Origin of the sequence: Chryseobacterium tagetis, from assembly GCF_016735585.2 — a bacterium.
In the GTDB taxonomy this organism is placed as follows: Bacteria; Bacteroidota; Bacteroidia; order Flavobacteriales; family Weeksellaceae; genus Chryseobacterium; species Chryseobacterium tagetis.
In genome coordinates, this window is record NZ_JAERSE020000001.1 from 129938 (window position 1) to 152938 (window position 23001).

Annotated in this window: 19 protein-coding genes; 14 read left to right on the forward strand and 5 right to left on the reverse strand. The window is 36.0% G+C overall.

Features of this window, described 5'->3' with window-relative positions; all coding sequences use genetic code 11:
- Positions 1 to 17 precede the first annotated feature (17 nt).
- Positions 18 to 719, forward strand: a complete 702-nt coding sequence (locus tag JI747_RS00535; RefSeq protein WP_225685513.1) for a CoA transferase subunit A — start codon at positions 18 to 20, stop codon at positions 717 to 719.
- A 237-nt stretch (positions 720 to 956) separates the two neighbouring features.
- On the opposite strand, the gene JI747_RS00540 is transcribed toward JI747_RS00535, so the two are convergent.
- Positions 957 to 2756: an ABC transporter ATP-binding protein gene (locus JI747_RS00540; protein ID WP_225685514.1), complete on the reverse strand. Its 1800-nt coding sequence runs from the start codon at positions 2754 to 2756 to the stop codon at positions 957 to 959.
- Positions 2757 to 2878: 122 nt separating this feature from the next.
- Between JI747_RS00540 and JI747_RS00545 the strand changes: the two genes are divergently transcribed.
- A complete protein-coding gene (locus tag JI747_RS00545) occupies positions 2879 to 3532 on the forward strand; it encodes a CoA transferase subunit B (RefSeq protein ID WP_039366139.1) in 654 nt (217 codons plus the stop codon).
- A gap of 59 nt (positions 3533 to 3591) precedes the next feature.
- On the opposite strand, the gene JI747_RS00550 is transcribed toward JI747_RS00545, so the two are convergent.
- The 4 genes from JI747_RS00550 to JI747_RS00565 form a co-directional block, all read right to left on the reverse strand.
- Positions 3592 to 5238, reverse strand: a complete 1647-nt coding sequence (locus tag JI747_RS00550) for a RagB/SusD family nutrient uptake outer membrane protein (RefSeq protein WP_225685515.1) — start codon at positions 5236 to 5238, stop codon at positions 3592 to 3594.
- A 10-nt stretch (positions 5239 to 5248) separates the two neighbouring features.
- On the reverse strand, positions 5249 to 6145 hold the full coding sequence (locus JI747_RS00555; protein WP_225685516.1) for a SusC/RagA family TonB-linked outer membrane protein: 897 nt from the start codon (positions 6143 to 6145) through the stop codon (positions 5249 to 5251).
- A complete protein-coding gene (locus tag JI747_RS00560; protein ID WP_225685517.1) occupies positions 6142 to 8361 on the reverse strand; it encodes a SusC/RagA family TonB-linked outer membrane protein in 2220 nt (739 codons plus the stop codon). Before JI747_RS00560 ends, JI747_RS00555 begins: the two co-directional genes overlap by 4 nt.
- 644 nt (positions 8362 to 9005) lie before the next feature.
- Positions 9006 to 9809, reverse strand: a complete 804-nt coding sequence (locus JI747_RS00565) for a DUF4197 domain-containing protein (protein ID WP_225685518.1) — start codon at positions 9807 to 9809, stop codon at positions 9006 to 9008.
- A 104-nt stretch (positions 9810 to 9913) separates the two neighbouring features.
- Here JI747_RS00565 and JI747_RS00570 point away from each other — a divergent pair, with 104 nt between their 5' ends.
- From JI747_RS00570 to JI747_RS00625, 12 genes are all read left to right on the forward strand, one after another.
- Positions 9914 to 12187, forward strand: coding sequence for a glycoside hydrolase family 20 protein (locus tag JI747_RS00570; protein ID WP_225685519.1), 2274 nt, complete (start codon positions 9914 to 9916; stop codon positions 12185 to 12187).
- Between the two features lie 19 nt (positions 12188 to 12206).
- Entirely contained in the window at positions 12207 to 12833 is a 627-nt protein-coding gene (locus JI747_RS00575) for a Crp/Fnr family transcriptional regulator (RefSeq protein WP_225685520.1), read from the forward strand.
- Between the two features lie 74 nt (positions 12834 to 12907).
- Positions 12908 to 13699, forward strand: coding sequence for a sulfite exporter TauE/SafE family protein (locus JI747_RS00580; RefSeq protein WP_225685522.1), 792 nt, complete (start codon positions 12908 to 12910; stop codon positions 13697 to 13699).
- A gap of 81 nt (positions 13700 to 13780) precedes the next feature.
- Positions 13781 to 15202: an MBL fold metallo-hydrolase gene (locus JI747_RS00585; protein WP_225685524.1), complete on the forward strand. Its 1422-nt coding sequence runs from the start codon at positions 13781 to 13783 to the stop codon at positions 15200 to 15202.
- Between the two features lie 51 nt (positions 15203 to 15253).
- The gene (locus JI747_RS00590) at positions 15254 to 15877 is read left to right on the forward strand and encodes a class I SAM-dependent methyltransferase (protein WP_225685526.1); all 624 of its coding nucleotides are present in this window, start codon (positions 15254 to 15256) and stop codon (positions 15875 to 15877) included.
- A gap of 24 nt (positions 15878 to 15901) precedes the next feature.
- Positions 15902 to 16465, forward strand: coding sequence for a YeeE/YedE family protein (locus JI747_RS00595; RefSeq protein ID WP_225685528.1), 564 nt, complete (start codon positions 15902 to 15904; stop codon positions 16463 to 16465).
- Between the two features lie 11 nt (positions 16466 to 16476).
- Positions 16477 to 16941, forward strand: a complete 465-nt coding sequence (locus tag JI747_RS00600; protein ID WP_225685529.1) for a DUF6691 family protein — start codon at positions 16477 to 16479, stop codon at positions 16939 to 16941.
- Between the two features lie 109 nt (positions 16942 to 17050).
- Positions 17051 to 18049: an isoaspartyl peptidase/L-asparaginase family protein gene (locus JI747_RS00605; protein WP_225685530.1), complete on the forward strand. Its 999-nt coding sequence runs from the start codon at positions 17051 to 17053 to the stop codon at positions 18047 to 18049.
- Positions 18050 to 18061: 12 nt separating this feature from the next.
- Positions 18062 to 18610 carry a hypothetical protein gene (locus tag JI747_RS00610; protein ID WP_225685531.1) on the forward strand — a complete coding sequence of 183 codons (549 nt, stop codon included), beginning with the start codon at positions 18062 to 18064 and terminating at the stop codon, positions 18608 to 18610.
- Between the two features lie 17 nt (positions 18611 to 18627).
- On the forward strand, positions 18628 to 19290 hold the full coding sequence (locus JI747_RS00615) for a copper homeostasis protein CutC (protein ID WP_225685532.1): 663 nt from the start codon (positions 18628 to 18630) through the stop codon (positions 19288 to 19290).
- A gap of 141 nt (positions 19291 to 19431) precedes the next feature.
- Positions 19432 to 21918 carry a beta-mannosidase gene (locus tag JI747_RS00620; RefSeq protein ID WP_225685533.1) on the forward strand — a complete coding sequence of 829 codons (2487 nt, stop codon included), beginning with the start codon at positions 19432 to 19434 and terminating at the stop codon, positions 21916 to 21918.
- 143 nt (positions 21919 to 22061) lie between these two features.
- Entirely contained in the window at positions 22062 to 22970 is a 909-nt protein-coding gene (locus JI747_RS00625; protein WP_225685534.1) for an AEC family transporter, read from the forward strand.
- The last annotated feature ends 31 nt before the right edge of the window (positions 22971 to 23001 follow it).

Genomic DNA, 23001 nt, shown 5'->3' on the forward strand with positions numbered 1-23001 from the left:
AATCTAATACTATAATAATGATAGATAAAAGAGTAAAAAATGCAAAAGAAGCCATTGAAGGAATTCAGGACGGAATGACGCTGATGTTGGGAGGATTTGGTCTTTGCGGGATTCCTGAAAATTCGATTAATGCATTGGTAGATAGTGATGTAAAAGATCTTACCTGTATTTCAAACAACGCGGGTGTTGATGATTTCGGATTAGGACTATTGCTTCATAAAAGACAGATCAAGAAGATGATTTCTTCTTATGTAGGTGAAAATGCAGAATTTGAAAGACAAATGCTTTCTGGTGAATTGGATGTAGAATTGACACCTCAGGGAACTTTAGCGGAAAAATGCAGAGCTGCTCAGGCGGGAATTCCTGCTTTCTATACACCGGCAGGTTACGGAACTGAAGTAGCAGAAGGAAAAGAAGTAAAAGATTTCAAAGGAAAACCACATATTTTAGAACATGCCTACGAAGCAGACTTTTCAATCGTAAAAGCCTGGAAAGGAGATCATGCAGGAAACCTTATTTTCAAAGGCTCGGCAAGAAACTTTAACCATCCGATGGCGGGAGCAGGAAAAATTACTGTTGCAGAAGTTGAGGAATTGGTAGAACCTGGAGAATTGGATCCGAACGAGATTCACATTCCGGGAATTATGATTCAAAGGATTTTTCAGGGTGAGAAATTTGAAAAAAGAATAGAACAGAGAACGGTAAGAAAAAGAGACTAATATTTTAGCTTACAGTTTTTTAAAAATAAAATACCCCGAAGTTAATTTTCGGGGTAATTTTTTATTGATACTTTTTGTTATTCCGAATGAAGCGTAGAGAAATGAATAATCTCTTAATGATCTTAATACCTTAAGCTAAACTTAATGGTTAAATTTGAAACATTAAGATCTATTTAGAGATTAAGAATATTAAGAGATTCTTCCTTCGTCAGAATTACAATACAAAATGTTAATAATTTATATTCCTGCTGTCAGTTTACGTTCTCCAATCTGTTGTCTCCACATCGCGTAATACAATCCTTTTTCCTCAATAAGCTGTAAGTGAGAACCTGTTTCTACCACTTGCCCGCGCTCCAGAACATAAATTCTGTCCGCATGCATGATTGTGCTTAATCTATGCGCAATAAGAACCGTAATTTGTTCTTTCTCCTTTGAGATTTCTTTAATGGTCATTGTAATTTCTTCCTCTGTGATACTGTCTAATGCAGAAGTTGCTTCATCAAAAATCAATAAATGAGGTTTTCTCAATAAGGCTCTTGCAATGGCAATTCTTTGTTTTTCACCACCGCTTAATTTTAATCCGCCTTCACCGATCACAGTTTCTATCCCGTTTTCAGCACGTTCTAAAAGAGCCGTACAACTGGATTTTTTTAAAGCCAGTTGAAGATCCTCTTCCGTTGCTGTCGGATTTACAAACAAAAGATTTTCTTTTATCGTTCCGGCAAAAAGTTGAGTATCCTGTGTTACAAAACCGATCTGATTTCTTAATTCATCAAAATCAAACTCTTTTCCGTTGATATGGTTATAGAAAATAGTTCCTTCTTGAGGTCTGTACAAACCAACCAGTAATTTTACTAATGTACTTTTTCCGGAGCCACTTGGACCGACAAAAGCAATGGTCTCCCCATTTTTTACATCAAATGAAATAGAATTTAATGCCTTATAATGAGCGGTCTGATGCTGAAAAGAAACATTTTGAAATTCCAGTTCTTCAATAGCTCCTATTTTTTTTGGATTTGCAGGTTTAGGCTCAACCTCTTTTTTCATTACCCTGTCGAAATTATTCAAAGAAGCTTGAGCTTCACGGTAAGAAATAATGATATTCCCGATTTCCTGCATTGGTCCGAAAATAAAGAATCCGTAAAACATCAATGATAAATACTGTCCGGGAGTTACAATATTTTTAAAGATCAGTAATAATAAAGTGAAGGTAATGGTTTGCTGTAAAAAGTTAACCAGTGTTCCCTGTACAAAGCTTAAAGAACGGATGCTTTTCACCTTTCTTAATTCCAGATTCAGGATTTTATACGTATTGTTGTTCAGACGTTCTACTTCCTGATTGGTCAGTCCCAAACTTTTTACAATCTCGATATTTCTAAGACTTTCTGTGGTACTTCCCGCTAAATTGGTGGTTTCAGTGACAATAGTTTTCTGGATGGTTTTAATCCTTTTGCTTAATAAATTGGTGACTACCGCAATAAATATAATTCCAACGACATACACCGGCATAATCGTCCAGTGCAAACGAACTGCATATACCGAAACGAAAATGATACTTACCAAAATTCCAAAAAATACATTGATGAAATTATTGATAAACTTCACAGAATCTTCACGAACTTTAGTCAGGATAGAAAGAGTTTCACCACTTCTCTGGTCTTCAAATTCCTGAAAGGGCAATCTCATAGAATGCTTTAAACCGTCAGTAAATATTTTAGCTCCGAATTTCTGGATAATCACATTCACGACATAATCCTGAAATGCCTTTGCAATTCGGCTGATCATCGCTGTTCCGATAAGCAATCCTAAAAAATAGAATACACCATGATAGATATTGGTTCCATAGAGGTACTCGTTCAGGTTTCTCGGGAGAAGTTTTTCCTTATCAAAAAAGTTGGGATGAGTAACCAGTTTGTCTAATATATTTCCTGTAATAGCCGGAGCAAACAATGAAAATACCTGATTGATTGAAGCTAATAATAGAGAGGCTAATATCAGCCATTTATATGGTTTTAAATAATTTAATAAAATTTTCATGAGTAAAATTAAGGGCCCACAAATTTACAACAATTTGAAATGCAAAATTTATCATAGGATAAGAAAAGAAACTATTTCGTAATTCTGAAAAAATGGCTAATTTGGCGGGATAAGATTATGCTATGCTAACTAAAGAACAAATTGCACAAAGAATTTCCAGAGAAGTAAAGGACGGGTATTATGTAAATTTAGGAATCGGAATTCCAACATTGGTTGCTAACTATGTTCCGGACAATCTTTCTGTAGAATTTCAGAGTGAAAATGGAGTGTTGGGAATGGGGCCGTTTCCTTTCGAAGGAGAAGAAGATGCAGACATCATCAATGCAGGAAAACAGACGATAACTATTCTGGATGGAGGTTCATTCTTCGATTCAGCCTTCAGTTTCGGGATGATTCGTGCTCAGAAAGTGGACTTGACGATTCTTGGGGCTATGGAAGTTTCTGAAAACGGAGATATTGCCAATTGGAAAATTCCAGGAAAAATGGTGAAAGGAATGGGAGGTGCAATGGATTTGGTAGCTTCAGCAGAAAATATCATCGTAGCGATGATGCACGTGAATAAAGCAGGAGAAAGTAAAATCCTTAAAAAATGTACTTTACCTCTAACTGGAGTCAATTGTGTGAAAAGAGTGGTTACTGAATTAGCTGTTCTAGACATTACCCCTGCCGGATTTAAGCTTGTTGAAAGAGCTCCGGGAGTTTCAGTTGAACACATTATTCAATCTACAGAAGCAGATTTAATCATCGAAGGAGAAATTCCTGAAATGCAGTTTTAATACATAAAAAAATCCGTCTCATTACTAAGACGGATTTTTTTTAGATTTTAATCCTGCTTTTAGTAAGCCGGATTTTGTGGAAAGTTTTTGTTTTGATTTAAATCCAGCACGGTCTGAGGTATCGGTCTCAAAATTTTCAGAGTACCATTATTCCCATTAAAATTGGCTGCACTGGTGATTTTATAATTATATTGTACGGCTCTTGCTACGAGAGTTCCTGTACGTTTAAGATCAAACCATCTGTTATATTCTCCCAGCATTTCTCTGCCGCGTTCATCCAGAATATAATTGATGTCAAACTCTGCCAGTGTTGCATTTGGAACTCCGGCTCTTGTTCTTACCACATTTAATTTCGCAAGTCCTGCCGCTGAGTTTCCGGATTTTAAATAGGCTTCAGCAGCAATAAGATAGGTATCTGCCAATCTGGAAACGATAATGTCTCTTGTGCTTACCGGACCTGTACTTGATGGTGTTGTGGTTGCCGGGTCATCAAATTTTTTCACCGGAATGGTCTGATAATCTAGGTTCTTAACTAAGGTATAAGCAGCGTCATATGTTCCTTTATCATGATAAACAAATCCGGTTGCAAGTTTTGTTGAATTAGCAGTCATCCAGGCTGTTTTGTCTGCAGCAGTGTACCACATGGGTTCATAAAAATGTTTAATTTTAAGAGTTGATTTATCCGCTACTCTGAAGAAATCATAATACTTTTCATACACCACATTCATAAACGTAGCGTCCCATCTTAAATCACCTTGTTTGAATAAATTTAAAGCATATGTTGTCGGACAAAGGTTGTAACTTCTCAGGGGTGCGCTTCCATTAGTTTCTGCACCTCCAAGATATGAGCTGTAATAATAGAACTGCTTATTTCCTAATGTAGTAGGGGAGCTTGATGTTGAATTAAAATTATACTGTACAGAGAAAATAGTTTCTGCATTCAGGTCATTCCCTGGATAAAACAATTCAGATGGAAGAATAATTAAACCTTGCCCTGCAATCGCAGCTTCAGCGTAAGTTGCTGCTGTAGCAAAATCAGTAGAAGAACCGAAACTTTCATAGCCTCTGGTAAGATATACTTTAGCCAAAAGGTCGTTCACCGCTTTTTTATTTACCCTTCCACTGGTGGAGTATGCTGTCGTTCCTACAGCTGCCAATGAAGCTTCTAGTTCTTTGATGATATATGTATAAACTTCTTGGGCAGAATTTCTGTCAAATTGTAAAGTGGGATTAGTGAAGTTTTCTTCTACAATAGGTACACCACCATACGTTTGAACCAAAAGAAAATAGGCATTTGCCCTCAAAAATCTTGCTTCTCCAACTAAAACGGGAATATTAGCATTCTGTTCTGTAATGGCAGAATAATAAACGGTCTTATTAACAGACTGAATAAGCTGATAACATGCCATATATAATTGATCTACCCCTTCTGAAGCAGGAATAAGCTGTTTATATTGGCTTAGACCGGCAGGTTCCGGGCTTCGTCCCTCTGCATACATATCTGTACCCGCTACAAAAAGCCATGGATCTCCACCATAGATGTCTTTTAACGAGGCATAATTGGCATTCACAAGCAACTGAAAACCGACTGCAGTTTTATAAGCTTCATCTGCAGGTACATTCGATAAACTTTCTTCTTCTATAAAATCATTGCATGAATTAAAAAGTGAAGTGACAAATAGTAATAATAGTATTATTTTTTTCATGATGGTTTAATTAAAATTTAGCACTTAATCCCAATTGTGTAGTTATTGCAGCGGGTCTGTTTACTCCCATATTCGCTGCAGCCCATTCCGGATCATATCCGTCGAATTTAGTAAATACAAAAGGGTCAAGAACGTTTACGTAAATTCTTAAATTGGTCATTTTTATTTTCTTAAGAAATTCTGGCTCAAAAGTATATCCTAGAGAAATATTTTTTACTTTGGTAAATGATACATCTCTGTAATAGCCAAATCCTGTTGACCAGAATGCTCCGGCTCCGGTTGCTACAGGTCCGGGTCTTGGGTTGCTGTTATTGGCATTCGAAGCAATTCCTGCACTGTTGGTCGGTACAAAATACTCCATGGCCATTTTTTGGCGTCCTCTGTCTGAAACATCAGCAAAGTTTTGATGGAATGTACTTAAAACCGTTTGTCCCTGACTGGTAATGATCGAAAAATTAAAATCAAATTTCCCTATGGTAAACCTTGAATAAAAACTTCCCTGCCATTTCGGAACAGAACTGCCGATCACTGTTCTGTCATTAGCATCAAACTTACCATCTCCATTGATGTCTTTAGGTCTTGCCTGTCCCGGTGCCATTCCGTAAGCTGCTGCCTGAGCTGCCTCGCTTTCCTGCCAGACTCCATCATATACATAATTAAAATTAGGATTTAAACTAGATCCCAAAATAAGATTATTTCCTTTGTCACTTACCTGATCCTGATTGTAAATGGATTCAAGTTTGTTTACATTTTTAGTGAAAGTGAAAGTAGTTTCCCAAGTAATGAGATTACTTTTTATATTTTTTGTGTTGAGCATGACTTCAACCCCTTTGTTACTTACAGAACCAACGTTCCCATAGATATATTTTACACCCATTTCTGCGGGTAATTGTTGTCTGTAAATCAAGTTTCTGAAAGACGGTCATATACATCCACCGAACCTGTGATTCTGTTTCTGAGAAAGCCGAAATCCAAACCGAAGTTAAGCTCTCGCGTTTTTTCCCAGGTAAGAGATTGATTGGCAAAAACAGAAGACTGTAATCCTGGAACCAGCTCATTTCCATTGGCATAAAAAGTTTGTTGATCCAGTAGTGCAAGTGATTGATAGGGAGCTACGTTATCATTTCCTGTATACCCGATACTGGCTCTCAGTTTTAAATCTGAAATGGTTTTTACATTTTCAAGAAAAGATTCTTTATTGATTTTCCATCCTAATGCCAAAGAAGGAAAAGCGGTCCATTTATTACCTGTAGACAATACAGAAGAGCCGTCCCATCTTGTAGATGCTGTCAATAAATATTTGTCTTTAAATGCGTAATTTAATCGTACAGCATAAGAGTTCAGGGTTCTTTTCATGTAAGGAGGGGCCTGAAGCTGATAACTGCTTTGAAGACCAAATCCTAAATTGTAAAATTCTGAATTGAAAGGCTGTCCGTTTGAATACCCATACGATGATTCATTTTCATTGGAATACAAACTTTGAAGGAGTAGCAAGCTCACATCATGTACATCATTAAATGTATATTTTAAATCAATCTGGTTGTCCCAGGTATAATTGAAATTTTCTGATTTAGCTACCGATGCAGAGTTTTTGTTGATAAGGGCAATCCCGATATTGGTTTGAGCAGTATTTGATATTCCGAGATTGGTATTTGAGAATCCTGCAGAAAAAGTTGTTTTAAAGGATAGCCATTTTTTCGGCTGATACTGGAAGAATAAATTCCCCAAAGTCTGCCAGGTTCTTTCATTTTGCCTTGAATTGGCAATCTCTAACAACGGATTTATTGTACTTGTTTTATTGATGGCCCACGAACCGTCAGGATAAGTAAGTTTTCCGGGGAGCAAAAACAACTGTCCGGGAATATCATTTCCATTAGCATCAACAGCATAAGGTGACATAAGCGGACTGAAACTGAATGCTGAACGCATGGCAGTGTCGCTACCATATTCTGTAACCGTTCTTGCCACGGTAATATTGGCTCCTGTAGTAAATTTAGAATTGATTTTATGATTGATACCAAGCTTAAAAGTATACTTGTCATTAGAATCATTAGCAATGATACCGTCATTTCCCTGAACACCAAAAGAAAGGTTATATCCTAATCCACCATCTGATCTTCCTGAAATATTTACATAATGATTCTGCATAACACCAGGTTGCAATACCGCATCGTACCAGTCAAAATTATATCCGTTATTGGCTCGCTGAACTAATAATGGACTTTGATTTCCCGCCAGAGTAGCCAATTGTGCCGGTGTCTGGGTAGTTGGTGTCGCACTCAGATACGCTGCTTGGTGAAAATTCCACCATTCTGCTCCCGTCATCATTTTGGGAAGACGGGTTGCTGTTCTTATTCCGTATGATGTTTCCACCGAAACATTGATTCCTGATTTTACGGTTGCCCCACTTTTGGTGGTGACAATAACAACCCCGCTTGCTCCTCTGGAGCCGTAGATTGCCGCTGAAGAGGCATCTTTCAAAACATCCATTCTGGCAATATCCTGAGGATTAAGAAAATCGATATTATCCGAAGGTACACCGTCTACTACAAACAAGGGATTTCCTGATGAGATGAGGGAATTGCTGCCGCGAATACTCATCTTGAAACCGTCACCCACTCTTCCTGAGTTTGAAGTGATATTCACACCAGCCATACTTCCCTGTATTGCTTCAAGCGGACTTGTTGTATTTCTTTCTACAATCTTATCTGCACTTAAAGTATTGACAGAACCGGTAAGATCTGATTTTTTTACACTTCCGTAACCTACTAAAACGACCTGTTCAATGGCTTTAGTTCTTTCTTCCTTTAGTGGAATCGCGATAAATGAACGGTTATCCACAGCAACGGTTTGCGGCTGAAAACCATCATTCTCAACAGAAAGTGAGGATTGATCTTTTAAAAGTTTAATAATGAAATTACCTTCTGCATCGGTTGTAACGGAGTTTTCTGTACCTTCTTCCTTTACCGTTACATTAGGAATAGGAGCCTTTTTGTCGTTTGTGATCTTTCCACTTACCTCTTTGCCTTGCTGTGCAAAAACTACCGCAGAGGAAAACAGGAACAAAACAGCAAGCTTTTGACGAACCCGAAAGCCAGATTCTGCTATTTTTTCGAATGACATAATTTTAATTTTTTGATGTGTTAAATTTTGCTTTTCAACAAGAAACCTGAGCTTAGCTACTTCTCAAATACTTGATTGAAAAATTAATTAAAAAATTTGTGTAATCGATTGCGCATTTCGAAATTTTAATTTGCTTTCTATATTAAACTTTTTTTAATAAAATATTAATGTTTTTTAACGTAATGTTAATTTTTATATTTAATTATTTGATTTTCAGCAATTTATTTTTATTGTTTTTATTCATTGAAACATGATTTTTATCACGTTTTTGGTTTTTTTTGAGTTTTTATTTTCCCGAAAAAATGGAGCTATAACAAATTTTCTTTCATCTATGAAAAATTATTATGAAACAAGATAACATTAATTTGAAATAATATTGACGTTCAAAAAAATGGAGTTATTATAGAAATTAAATCAAAATTTCTTATTTGGAAAAGTATCCCTTATCATGAAAATGATGTAATTAAAAAGAAACGTAATGTGGGATATTAAATTGAAAGAATTTCAAGTCAATATTCAATTGAAAAATTTGTTGACAAGTCAAAAAAAAACATAAATCCATCTTACAAAGTTGGTAAGATGGATTTATGTTTTGAAAATATTTTATAATATAATAAAATTCAGAGGTCTAAGACTGGAAAGAATTACTTCGCGTCCTGCGCTCCAAACACTTTCTGCAAAATGCTCGTTGTTCTCATTGCCGGGGTGTTTCTGATTCCGCTTTCTTTCTCTGCAACCATTTTAAAAACACCATTGATGGTTTCGGTGGTTACATATTCGTTAAGATCGGTAGTAATAGATTGTCCCGTTAACGTATTATATTTTGAAATAATCCCTTTCCAAACACTGTCTGCACCTACTTTTCCAAGAGAAGCTTTTACTTTAGGCTGAAAAGCGGTAAAAAGCTGAGTCTGGGTTTTGGTTTGTAAATAGTTTGTTGCGGCATTGTCGGTACCCAATAGAATATTTTTTGCATCTGTAATGGTCATTGAGGTGATGGCATTGGTGAAAATAGGAGCGGCTTCAGTGACTGCATCTTCAGCTGCTCTGTTCAGCAATTTTACACCCTGATCAGCTAGACTTCCCAATCCTAAAGAACGAAGAGTCGTATCAACTTTTCGTAGTTTTTCAGGCATTAAGATTTTTACAGCTTCATTCTTCAAAAAACCATCAGTTACACCCAATTTTTTTACCCCTTCATTTACTCCAAGACTTAAAGCTTCCTTCAATCCTGATGAAATTTGTGTTGAGCTAAGGCTTCCAAGATTGATCGGAGAAGAAGTTGTAGAAGTACTTTTGGGAGTCGTTGCTGAAGTCGTTGTTTTTACAGGCGTATTCAGATCAATACCGGTATTATCTTTTACAGCAGATTTAATGGCATCAAGAATTTGTGCCTGTGCCGAAACTGAAAATAATACCATTCCAGCTAATAAAATTGTTTTTCTCATTGTATATTTTATGCAAAATTAGATATTTTCATTGGTAATAAGTTAAATCAATCATTACAATTTTAGGAAAATAAGTATATTCGCTAAAATCTTAATAGAATAAAATGTTGCGTTTCTTACTGGTATTTTCTGTATTCATTTCAAGCTGTATCTTTTCTCAAAAAAAACTGAATTTAATTCCTTATCCGCAAAAAATTGAATTTTCAGAAGGAGAATTTACAATTCCTAAAGCATTGATATTAAGTGAATATCTTCCTAAAGAAGAAACAGAATACTTTAAGAAGCATTTTGATAAGGCATTTACATTTAAATATGAAAAAAATCAAAATAAAGTTCATATAGTACACTCATTCTATCCGCCAACAATATCACATGTATCGAACAAGGACGACGAAAAAAAAGAAAAATATTCCATTTATATTTCTTCAAAACGTATTACCATAAATTCTTATACAAAACAGGGGTATTTTCTGGCTCTCCAGACTTTGATCCAATTATTTGAACAGTATAAAGACTCAGGGAAAATACCCGCAATGAAAATCGAAGATGAACCAAAATTCGCTTGGCGTGGAATGCATCTGGACGTTTGCCGTCATTTCTTCACGGTTGAAGAAGTAAAACAGTATATCGATTATTTGGCAATGTATAAGTTAAATACCTTTCACTGGCATTTAACAGACGATCAGGGGTGGAGAATTGAAATTAAAAAGTATCCGAAACTTACCCAAGTTGGTTCAAAGCGTAAAGAATCGATGATCGGAGCGTATGTTGATAATACGTTTGACGGAAAACCTTATGGTCCTTATTTTTATACACAGGATCAGATTAAAGAAGTGGTAAAATATGCACAGGAAAGGCACATCACAGTGGTTCCTGAAATTGAAATGCCGGGCCATGCGCTGGCTGCATTGACTGCTTATCCTGAGTTGGCTTGTACAAAGGGACCTTTTGAACCGGCAACGAAATGGGGCGTTTTTGACGATGTTTTCTGCCCTAAAGATGAAACGTTCAAGTTTTTGGAAAATGTTTTGGATGAAGTAATGACGCTTTTCCCGTCTGAATACATTCATATAGGAGGTGATGAGTGCCCGAAAACAAGATGGAAAGAATGTGCACATTGTCAGGAACTGATTAAAAAAAATAATTTAAAAGATGAACATGGCTTACAAAGTTATTTTATCCATAAAATTGAAAAATATGTCAATTCAAAAGGGCGAAAAATTATCGGTTGGGACGAAATTTTAGAAGGTGGATTAGCACCCAATGCTGCCGTAATGAGCTGGACAGGAGTAAATGGAGGAATTGAAGCTGCAAAATCAGGACATTTTGCCGTCATGACACCGGGATCTTATTGTTATTTCGATCATTATCAGGGAGATCCTGCTACAGAGCCGAATGCTTTCGGAGGATTTACGCCTTTAGATAAAGTCTATTCTTACAACCCGATTCCGAGCGAATTGAACAAAGAACAGGCAAAATTTATCAAAGGGGTTCAGGCAAACTTATGGACAGAATATATTTTAGACTTTAAGCAGGTTCAGTATATGATTTTTCCAAGATTGTTCGCGCTTTCTGAAGTGGGATGGGGAACAGCAGATCCTAAAAACTATAAAGAATTTGAAGGCAGAGTGATCAATGAATTCAAAGTCTTGGATAAAATGGGAGTGAATTATGCAAAAAGTATCTATAATATTACTGGAAAAGTAACGGCTGCCAATAATGGCGTTTCTTACGAACTTTCCACATCACAGGATCCTAATGGAATTCGATATACATTAGACGGAACTGATCCAACAGTAAATTCTCAGGTTTATAAAAGTCCTGTTTCGGTTTCAAAATCATTAACGGTAAAATCTGCTTATTTTGAAAACGGACAATTGAAAAGTGCAGTTTCTTCACAAACTTTTACGGTTTCAAAAACGACTGGCAAAAAAATTACATTGGAGCAGCAGCCGAGTGAGAATTATTCTTTTGGAGGAGCTTTCACTTTGGTAGACGGAATTATCGGAAACCAAAGACAACTAGGAAAAACATGGTTAGGATTCCCGGGAAAAGATGTGGTAGCAACGATTGATTTCGGACAGAAAACTCAGTTTTCAGAAGTTTATTTTAACACATTGGATAATAAAGGAAGCTGGATTCATTTTGCTAAATCAGCACAAATCTTTATTTCTGATGACGGAGCAAATTTTAAAATGATTAAAGAAATAGGGAAGGAAGAAATCCTGAATGCAAAAGGGAAAATTAAGCTTACCATAGGAAATCAAAACTCAAAATATATCAAAGTTAAAATTGAAAATGCAGGGATCATTCCTACGGGAAATCCGGGTGCGGATTCAAAAGCGTGGCTTTTTGTAGATGAAATTGGCGTAAATTAGTAAGTAATTTAATAGCATTATGGAAAACACGGTTTTATCTTCAGAATTTAATTCTTCTCCCGAACTGGTTAAAAAGCTTTATCAATACGGAATCACCAAAACGTATCAGGAAGGAGATATTATTTTAGATGAAAACTCTTCTATCCGTTCGATTCCAATTGTGATGAAAGGAATGATGAAGGTCATTCGTACCGAGGAGGACGGACGCGAGATTTTATTACACTACATCAAAGCCGGAGAAAGCTGCATTATGTCGTTCTTGGGCGGAATGCACAATGAAAAAAGTATTGTAAAAGCTGAAGTGGAAGAAGATACCGAGATCCTGTTTTTACCTGTAGATAAAGTTTCTCTTTTTATCAAAGAATATCCGGAATGGCTAGATTATATTTTCCGCCTTTATCATAAACGCTTCGAAGAATTGTTGGATATTATCAACGCAATCGCTTTCAAAAAAGTAGACGAAAGATTGGTGAATCTGCTTCAGAAAAAATCAGAATTATCGAATTCTAATACCATTATCATCACTCACGAACAATTGGCAAACGAATTGGGAACAGCCAGAGTTGTTGTTTCCAGATTGCTGAAACAGCTGGAAGAAGAAGGAAAGCTGAAGCTGGGCAGAAATAAAATTCAACTTTTATTTTAAGTTATGTAACAAAAGTAGCGGTACAGAAATAGAGGAATTTCCATTTTTGCTTTCAAATTGAGAAGGAAGTAAAAATGGAAATTTTTGGTTATATCGCGGCTGTTTTAATTGGTGTTTCTTTAGGATTAATCGGGGGAGGTGGAAGTATTCTTACCGTTCCCGTTCTGGTTTATCTTTTTGAGATAGATGCATTAGTTGCCACGGAATATTCGCTTTTTATTGTTGGAATCAGTAGTGTTACTGGTTCATTGGCTTATTTCAAAAAAAGATTGGTCAATCTTAAAATTGCCGTCGTTTTTGGAATTCCGTCTGTGATTTCTATTTTTCTTACCCGAAACTATCTTTTACCTCTCATTCCGGAGGAAGTTTTTACCATCAATCATTTGATGATTACTAAAGATATTTTCCTGCTGTTGATTTTTGCAGGATTAATGATCCTTGCTTCCTATAAAATGATCCGGAAAGGTGGAAAACAAGAGGATCAAAGCGAAACAAATAAAAATAATACACTTTTAGCAGCAGGAGAAGGCTCTGTCGTTGGGATTTTAACAGGATTAGTCGGAGCTGGAGGTGGATTTATGATTATTCCGGCATTGGTTAATCTTCTCAAAACCCCAATGAAGGTAGCAATCGGAACTTCTCTGGTCATCATTTCTGTAAACTCTCTGATCGGATTTTTTTCCTCAATTCATCATACTACGATTGACTGGAGATTTCTGTCATCCATATCAGCAATTGCTGTTCTCGGAATTATAATAGGGTCTTATTTATCAAAAAAAATCGATGGAAAAAAGCTTAAACCGGCTTTCGGATGGTTCATTTTGATCATGGGATTTTATATCATCATTAAAGAAATTTTTCTGTAGAATCCTTATGTAACAAAAGTAGCGGTAGGAGAAATACTAAAGCAGGAAATTTGTATTCAACAAAAACAAAATTTATTAAAAATGAAAATAGAACAGATTTATACAGGATGTTTAGCTCAGGGAGCGTATTATATTATTTCTGACGGAGAAGCAGTAATTATAGACCCTTTAAGAGAAACAAAACCTTACCTTGACCGGTTGGAAAAAGATAAAGTAACCCTTAAATATATTTTTGAAACCCATTTTCATGCAGACTTTGTAAGTGGTCATGTAGATTTAAGCCAAAAAACGGGTGCTCCTATTGTCTATGGACCCACAGCAACACCCGAATTTGAAGCGATTATAGCCGAAGATAATCAGATTTTTGAAATTGGAAAGATTAAAATAAAAGTGCTGCACACTCCGGGACATACGCTGGAAAGTTCTTCTTATTTGTTAATTGATGAAAATGGAAAAGAAAAAGTATTGTTCAGCGGAGATACATTATTTCTGGGAGATGTTGGACGCCCTGATTTAGCCCAAAAAGCTGCAGAGATGACTCAGGATGAATTGGCGCGGATGCTTTATGAAAGTTTATATCAAAAAATTATGCCTTTGAATGATGATATTATTGTGTATCCGGCTCATGGAGCGGGTTCTGCCTGTGGTAAAAATATGCAGAAAGAAACAACAGACTCATTGGGGAATCAGAAAAGAACCAATTATGCGTTAAACCAAAAAGATAAAGAAAGCTTTATAAAAGCGGTAACAGAAGGACTTTTGCCACCTCCGGCTTACTTTGGGATGAACGTATCAATGAATAAAAATGGATACGAAAGTTTTGATGAGGTGTTATCTTATGCTTCACAGGCTTTGTCTCCTGAAGAATTGGAAGAAAGAGTAGAGTTTTTAGGAGCTTTAGTGCTTGATGTGAGAAACAATCATGAATTTGCAAAAGGTTTTATTCCACAATCTGTTAATATAGGATTGGATGGAGATTTTGCACCGTGGATAGGAGCATTAATTGCAGATGTAAAACAACCGATTGTATTGGTGACTAATGAAAATGAGGAAGAAGAAACAATTACCAGACTGAGCAGAGTAGGGTTTGATCATGTTTTAGGTTTCTTAAAAGGAGGTTTTGAAGCCTGGAAGAATAGCGGAAAAGAAATAGATTCAATTCACCGTATTTCTGCAAAGCAGTTTGAAGACGAAATAAAGAATAAAACTGTGAAAATTATCGATGTAAGAAAAGAAAGCGAATATAATGCAGAACACATCGATGAAGCTTATAATAAACCTTTGGCGTATATCAATGAATGGATGACTCAGATTGATCAGGAAGAACATTTTTATCTTCACTGTGCAGGCGGATACAGAAGTATGATGGCAGCAAGCATACTTCAGGCAAGAGGTTACCGAAATTTTATCGAAATTGAAGGAGGATTCAACGCGATTGCACAAACTGATATTCCTACAAGCGATTTTGTATGTCAGACTAAGGTTTTTCCTTATATTAGTTAAAATGTGCCTTACTTTTACAACATAATATTCATGAAAAAATAGAGCGAAATAATGATAAATTTTGAACAACAGGATGATAAAGACCATTGGGAAAATGTATATGAAACTAAGAATCCTGATGAAGTAAGCTGGACGCAAAAAATTCCGCAAACCTCTTTGGATCTTATAGAAGAGGCTTCGAAAGATAAGTCTTCAAAAATTATAGATATTGGCGGTGGAGACAGTCATCTGACGGACTTTTTACTGGAAAAAGGATTTAAAAACATTTCCGTTTTGGATATTTCTGCAAAAGCATTGGAAAAAGCAAAAGAAAGATTAGGAAATCAAGCTAAAAATATAGATTGGATTGCTACAAATATTATAGAATTTAACCCCAATACAACCTATGATATTTGGCATGACAGAGCGGCTTTTCATTTTCTGACCACAGAAGAAGAAATTCAAAAATACGTAGAGATTGTAAAAAATGCAGTTTCCGACACGCTGATTATTGGAACGTTTTCTGTAAATGGTCCGCAAAAATGCAGCGGTTTGCAGATTTCGCAATATGATAAAGAGAAACTGAACGCAATATTTTCGCAGGATTTTGAACTGGTAAAATCTTTTACAGAAGATCATATTACCCCGTTTAATACTGTTCAGAACTTTATTTTCTGTCAGTTCAAAAAGAAATAAATTATATCAATACTTAAATAACTTATGCTGGATATTATAAAAGAACCTTGGCCTTGGTATATTGCTGGTCCGCTGATAGGTCTTACCGTCCCAATACTCCTGATTTTAGGAAACAAATCTTTCGGGATAAGTTCGTCGCTGCGACATATTTGTGCAGCCTGTATTCCCGGAAATATCAATTTTTTTAAATACGACTGGAAAAAAGAAAGTTGGAATTTGTTCTTTGTCTTAGGTATTTTCTTTGGAGGAATGCTTTCTGCCTATTTTTTAATAAATCCGGGAGAAATCATTGTAAATCCAAAACTTAAAACAGAATTGGCAGGATACGGAATCACAGATTACAGCAATCTTGTACCCACTCAATTAATGAATTTTAAAAGTCTGTTAACCTTAAAAGGCTTTATAACAATGGTTGTTGGTGGATTTTTGGTAGGATTTGGAACCCGTTATGCAGGAGGATGCACGAGTGGTCATGCGATTATGGGGCTTTCCAATCTGCAATGGCCGTCTTTAGTGGCAACGATCTGTTTTATGATCGGTGGTTTTTTTGTGGCAAATGTCGTATTGCCAATCATCCTTTCACTCTAAAAAAATAAGCAATGAAAAATAATAATGTAGCTTGTAATAACGAAATTAGCGCTCAACATAAATGGTATCATAACCTCAAATACCTTTTGGTAGGAATATTATTTGGGATTGTCTTTGTAAAAGCTGAAATCATCAGTTGGTTCAGAATTCAGGAAATGTTCCGTTTGCAGTCATTCCACATGTATGGAGTCATAGGAAGTGCGGTGCTTACAGGAATGATCTCTGTATGGCTGATTAAAAAGTTTAAGATCAAAACATTGAACGGAGAACCTGTTACCATAGCTCCTAAAGAATTTAATAAAGGACAGATTTTCGGAGGATTGATCTTCGGCTTTGGTTGGGCCATTACGGGAGCTTGTCCGGGACCTCTTTTCGCGCAAATCGGAACGGGAGCTTTTGCCGTAATCATCACTTTATTAAGTGCGATTTTAGGAACTTGGGTTTACGGATATTTTAGAGATCAATTACCTCATTAATAAATATTGTTAGATAAATATCAGAAAAGGCTGCAGAAAATAATCTGCTGCCTTTTTTGCTTTTATACTAAACTGAAAATTGCTAATTTGTGAGCCAAATAAATCGAACATGCAGAGTAGAAGAAAATTCATAAAAAGATCCGCAGTAGCTTCTTTGGCATTGGCCATAAATCCGCTGGATCTGATCGCTAAAGAACTTCCTGAAAATAATAAAACAGTCAATAAACCCATCGTTCTTTCCACATGGAATTTCGGATTAAAAGCGAACGAAGAAGCCTGGACCATTCTGGGAAAGGGAGGTCGCGCTTTAGATGCTGTTGAAAAAGGAGTCCGCTTAGTTGAAAATGATCCGACCGAAAGAAGTGTTGGTTACGGCGGTCGTCCTGACAGAGACGGAAGAGTGACGCTGGATGCCTGTATTATGGATGAAAACTACAATATTGGTTCGGTAGCTTGCCTGGAAAATATTAAAAATCCGATTTCAGTGGCAAGAGCAGTCATGGAAAAAACGCCGCACGTCATGTTGGTGGGTGATGGTGCTTTGCAATTCGCCGTTTCTCAAGGATTCAAAAAAGAAAATATTCTGACCGCTGAATCTGAAAAAGAATGGAAAGAATGGTTGAAGGACAGCAAATATCAACCTATTGTAAACATTGAAAACCACGACACTATTGGTATGATCGCTTTGGATGCCAACGGAAACCTTTCAGGAGCGTGTACAACCAGCGGAATGGCTTTCAAAATGCATGGAAGAGTAGGAGATTCTCCAATTATCGGAGCCGGATTATTCGTGGATAATGAAGTCGGGGCTGCAACAGCGACAGGTCACGGTGAAGAAGTGATCAGAACTGTTGGAACCCATTTAGTTGTTGAATTAATGAGACAGGGCAAAAATCCACAACAGGCATGTAAAGAAGCGGTTGAGAGAATTGTGAAAATTACTCAAAGAAGAAATAAAAATCTGAAAGATATTCAGGTGGGCTTTATTGCAATTAATAAAAAAGGAGAATATGGTTCGTATTGTATTCAGGACGGATTTAATTTTGCAGTATATGACCAGAAAGGAAATCGTCTGGAAAAACCTGAATTTGCTTTAAAACAAAAATAATCAATCAATTTAATGATGAAATATATACTTGTAGCTTCTTTATTTTTCATAATAAGCTGTAAAGATGCTAAGAAAGCAGATGAAAATACTAATACTTCTGTAATAGAAAATAAAGAAGTAACCGATATTAAAGGCGAAGCTGAAGCGGCAAAAAACTGGTTGAAAACTAGTATTGTAAGTTATTTTAAAGCGGATATTTCTAAACAGCAGAAAATAATGCAGGATATCACCACAAAAGACTATTATCAATACAAAACGGAAGCAACAAACGTAGACATGGATGTGGATGGAAGCCTGAGTTTAAAAGAATTCCAGAAAAAATGGGAAAATAAATACAATACAAAATATGCTGGAATCAATACGGGATTTTTAATCTCTGCACAGGACTGGACCAATATTGAGGTGAAGAAATGTGAATTGGATGCTATTTCAGGAGATGAAGCATTCGTTTTTGATGTGGAGTTAGTTGATGAGGGAGCCAAAGCCATTTTTAAACGTAAAATAGGTGTTGTCAAAAAAGACAATAAGTTTCTGATCGCAGATGTTATTGAAAAAGAGTAAATTAAATTGAACAAAGAATGTCAAAAATAGAAATAGCATGTTTCAATCCTGAGTCTGCAATTATCGCTTTTGAAAATGGAGCAGACCGAATAGAATTATGCGACGGATTAAGCGAAGGCGGAACAACTCCAAACTTTGAAACAGCAAAATTACTGAGAGAAAAAATCAATATTCCGATTTTTGTGATGATCCGTCCTCGTGGTGGAGATTTTACGTATTCTGATGAAGAATTTGCACAAATGAAATCCGAATTGATTCAATTAAAAACATTAAATGTTGATGGTTTTGTATTCGGAATTTTAGATGAAAATGATGAGGTAAACATAGCACAGAATAAAGAATTGGTTGAACTGACAAAGCCCTATCAATGTACTTTTCACCGTGCTTTCGACCGTGCAAAAAGCTTAGAAGATTCTTTAGAAAAGGTGATAGATTGTGGTTTTAAAACAATTCTCACTTCCGGTCAGAAACCTAATGTTTCAGAAGGTAAAGAAAACTTGAAAAAGTTAGTGGAATTATCCAACGGAAGAATTGAAATTCTTGTGGGGGGCGGACTTCGTTCTACCAATATTGAAGAGGTAAGAGAGTTTACCAAAGCAGGATATTTCCATTCTTCTGCGATTACTGACGGGGGAGCGTTTGCGAATCCGGATGAGGTGGTTGCTTTGAAAAGTAGATAAACTGACCTGAAAAAATATTTATAACGTTTGTCATTCTGAATGTAGCGAAGCGAAATGAAGAACCTCTTTTCATTGTTTAGATTCTTCCTTCGTCAGAATGACAAATTATACGTTTAAATTTTAATTTAAATCGAACTGTTGATGAATAAAACCCTACTTTTTTCCTTTCTTTTCATACAGAATATATTATTCGCCCAGTTTTCCCAGCGAAACCTATCATCAGAAAAATGGCAGTTCAAAAACTCCAAAGAAAATAAATGGTTCACGGCCTCCGTGCCGGGAACGGTTCATTTGGATTTGATGAATAATAAGATCATTCCGGATCCTTACAAAGATGAAAATGAGAAAAAAGTTCAGTGGGTAGAACATGAAGACTGGGACTATCAGACTTCATTTAATATTTCATCAAAAGAATTGGCCAATCAGAATATTGATTTGGTCTTTCATGGATTGGATACGTTTTCCGAAATTTATTTGAACGGAAAATTATTACAGCCCACAGATAATATGTTCAGAAAGTGGACGATTCCTGTAAAGCAAAACTTAAAAATTGGTGAAAATAGCTTACAGATTAAATTTAAATCTGCGGTAAATGCAGGAAAAGAACTGGCAAAAAAAGTTCCTTTTACAACGCCTGAATCTCCAAGAAGCTATGTAAGAAAAGCACAATATCAGTTCGGATGGGATTGGGGACCAAGATTGGTGACTGCCGGAATCTGGAAAGAGGTACAATTAAATTTCTGGAATCAGGCTAAGCTCGAAAATGTAAAAATTGAACAAAAAGTTTTAACCAGGCAAAAAGCGGATTTAAACATTCATGCGGAGATCTTTGCTGAACAAGAAGGAAATTACAATATTTCAGTCAATAACAAATCTCAAAAAATTACTTTAAAATCTGGAATAAATATAATTTCAGTTCCATATCAGATTCAGAATCCAAAATTATGGCAACCTAACGGTTGGGGCGATCCGAATTTATATCAATTAAAAATTTCATTACAAAAAGATTCGAAAACGATTGCAGAAAAGTCTGAACGAATTGGATTAAGAATAGTTGAGCTAATTAAGGAAAAAGACGAAAAAGGAAAATCTTTCTATTTTAAAGTGAATGGAAATCCAATGTATGCAAAAGGAACCAATTGGATTCCTTCTGACAGTTTTACGCCCAGAATTACCAAAGAAAAATATCAGAAATTAATTAAAGATTCCAAAGAAGCGAATATGAATATGATTCGTGTTTGGGGAGGCGGAATTTATGAAGATGATGAATTTTTCAAAGTCTGTGATGAAAACGGAATATTGGTTTGGCAGGACTTTATGTTTGCAGGAAGTTTTTATCCTTCTGACGAAAATTTCCAAAAGAATGTTGAAATGGAAGTCAAAGATCAGATCGAAAGACTTCAGAATCATCCGTCATTAGCGTTGTGGTGCGGGAATAATGAGGTTGATGAAGCGATCGTAAACTGGGGATATCAGAAGCAATTCAAGTACTCAAAAGAAGATTCGCTGCAGGTTTGGAAAGATTATAACACAATGTTTCATGAGGTGATTCCAAATGCCATTAAAAAATATGCAACAACTGATAAGCAAATTTACTGGCCAAGCTCACCATCCATCGGTTGGGGACACAAAGAAAGCTTAACAGAAGGTGATTCTCATTATTGGGGAGTTTGGTGGGGAGAACAGCCATTTGAAATTTATAACGAAAAAGTTCCAAGATTTGCTTCAGAATACGGATTTCAGGGAATGCCTACTTTGGAAACTATACAATCTATGTTCTCTGGAGTTCCAGATCTAAACTTACAAAACGAAACAATAAAAGCGCACGAAAAACATTCGAGAGGTTGGGATATCATCGATAATTATATGAAAAGGGATTACAAAATTCCGACAGATTTTGTGAAGTACAATTACGTTTCTCAACTGCTTCAGGCTCGCGGAATGCAGATTGCGATTGAAGCGCATCGTCGTGCAAAACCTTATAATATGGGAACTTTGTACTGGCAGCTGAATGACTGTTGGCCGGTGGTTTCATGGTCATCAATCGACTATTTAGGAAATTGGAAAGCGTTGCATTATCAAATCAAGAGAAGCTTTGAAAGCCAAGTGATCTTAACGGAAGAAAAAGATGGGGTTGTGAATTTTTATGCTATTAATGATGCGTTGAAAAAGTTTGAAGATGTTACCATAGAATTTGATATTTCTAAGTTTAATGGAGAAAGTTTGGCTGCCGCAGTGAGTGTTCCTGAAGGAAAAGTTTTAGATACTCATATTTTAAAATTTGATCCTTTAGTAATTAATGATGTAATTGGTGAAGCCAATAAAAATGAAATTTATCTCAATGTGATTATTCGGGACAAAGAAGATCAAATCATTGCTGAAATGAACCATTTTTTTGTAAAACCAAAAGATTTAAAACTTCCAAAACCCAATATTCAGATCAAGAAAATTTCTTCTACAGAAATCGAAGTTTCTACAGATGTTCTGGCGAAAGATGTTTATCTAATCGGGGACACTCATTTCAGTGATAATTTCTTCGACTTGCTTCCGAATACTTCAATGAGAATCAAACTCTCAAAACCTTTGGAAAAAGTGGAGGTGATGAGTTTGTTCGATACAATGCATTAATAATAGTATTTGTCATTCCGTAGGAATCTAGGCTAAAATTATACAGTCTAGATTCCTACGGAATGACAAAAATTATGTAAAAAATATCAGTTTTGATTATCAACTAGAAAATCAATCTTAAATTTGTAGTATATCTATCAACTATGGCGAATTTTGTTCTGATCGCGGTGTGTATTATTGCAGGAATGGTTTTCAAAGCCACAAAATCCATTCATCCCGATGCGAATAAAGGCATCAATACTTGGATTCTGTATCTTGCGCTTCCGGCGGTTTCGTTCAAATACTTACCAAAAGTTCACTGGACTACAGAAATGCTTTTCCCGATTATAGCGACTTTCCTTACCTCAGTTTTCTGCTTTTTCTTTATGATGTTTTACAGCAAAAGCAAAGGATATTCCAGACGTTCAAGAAGTACATTGGAACTGGTAAGCGGCTACAGCAATACCTCATTCATAGGATTTCCGCTTGTTTCCGCTTTTTATGGAGAACGTTTTTTGAGTATTGCCATTATTTGTGATCAGACCATGTTTTTTTCTCTTTCCACATTAGGAATTATTGCAGCTTTAAGAGGAGGAAGCCAGTCAGGAAAAATAAGCGCAACATTCATTCTGAAAAGGTTGATCACTTTTCCTCCGTTGGTAGGTTGTATTGCAGCATTAATCTTATCACAATTTATAGATTTTACTGTAGCAGAACCGTTTTTTGATAAACTGGCAGCGACTGTAAGTCCATTGGCATTATTTTCAGTCGGATTACAATTAAAATTCAATGGCTGGAAAAAACTGATTCCTCAAATGTCCACTTCTATGTTTTATAAATTGATTTTGGCTCCGGCTATTACCTTAGGATTGGCATTTTTATTCGGAATAAAAGGAAATATTGCCAAAATCACCATTTTTGAATCTGCCATGCCGACCGTTCTTACTTCAAGCATCATTGCTGAACAGTTCAGATTGAACACAAAGCTGACGAATTTGACGATTGGTTTTAGTATTATAGTGGGATTATTTACTTCAGCATTTTGGTATCAAATTATTGAATTGCTTTTTTAATTCAATTCAAAGCCCTTTCTTTTCATAAATC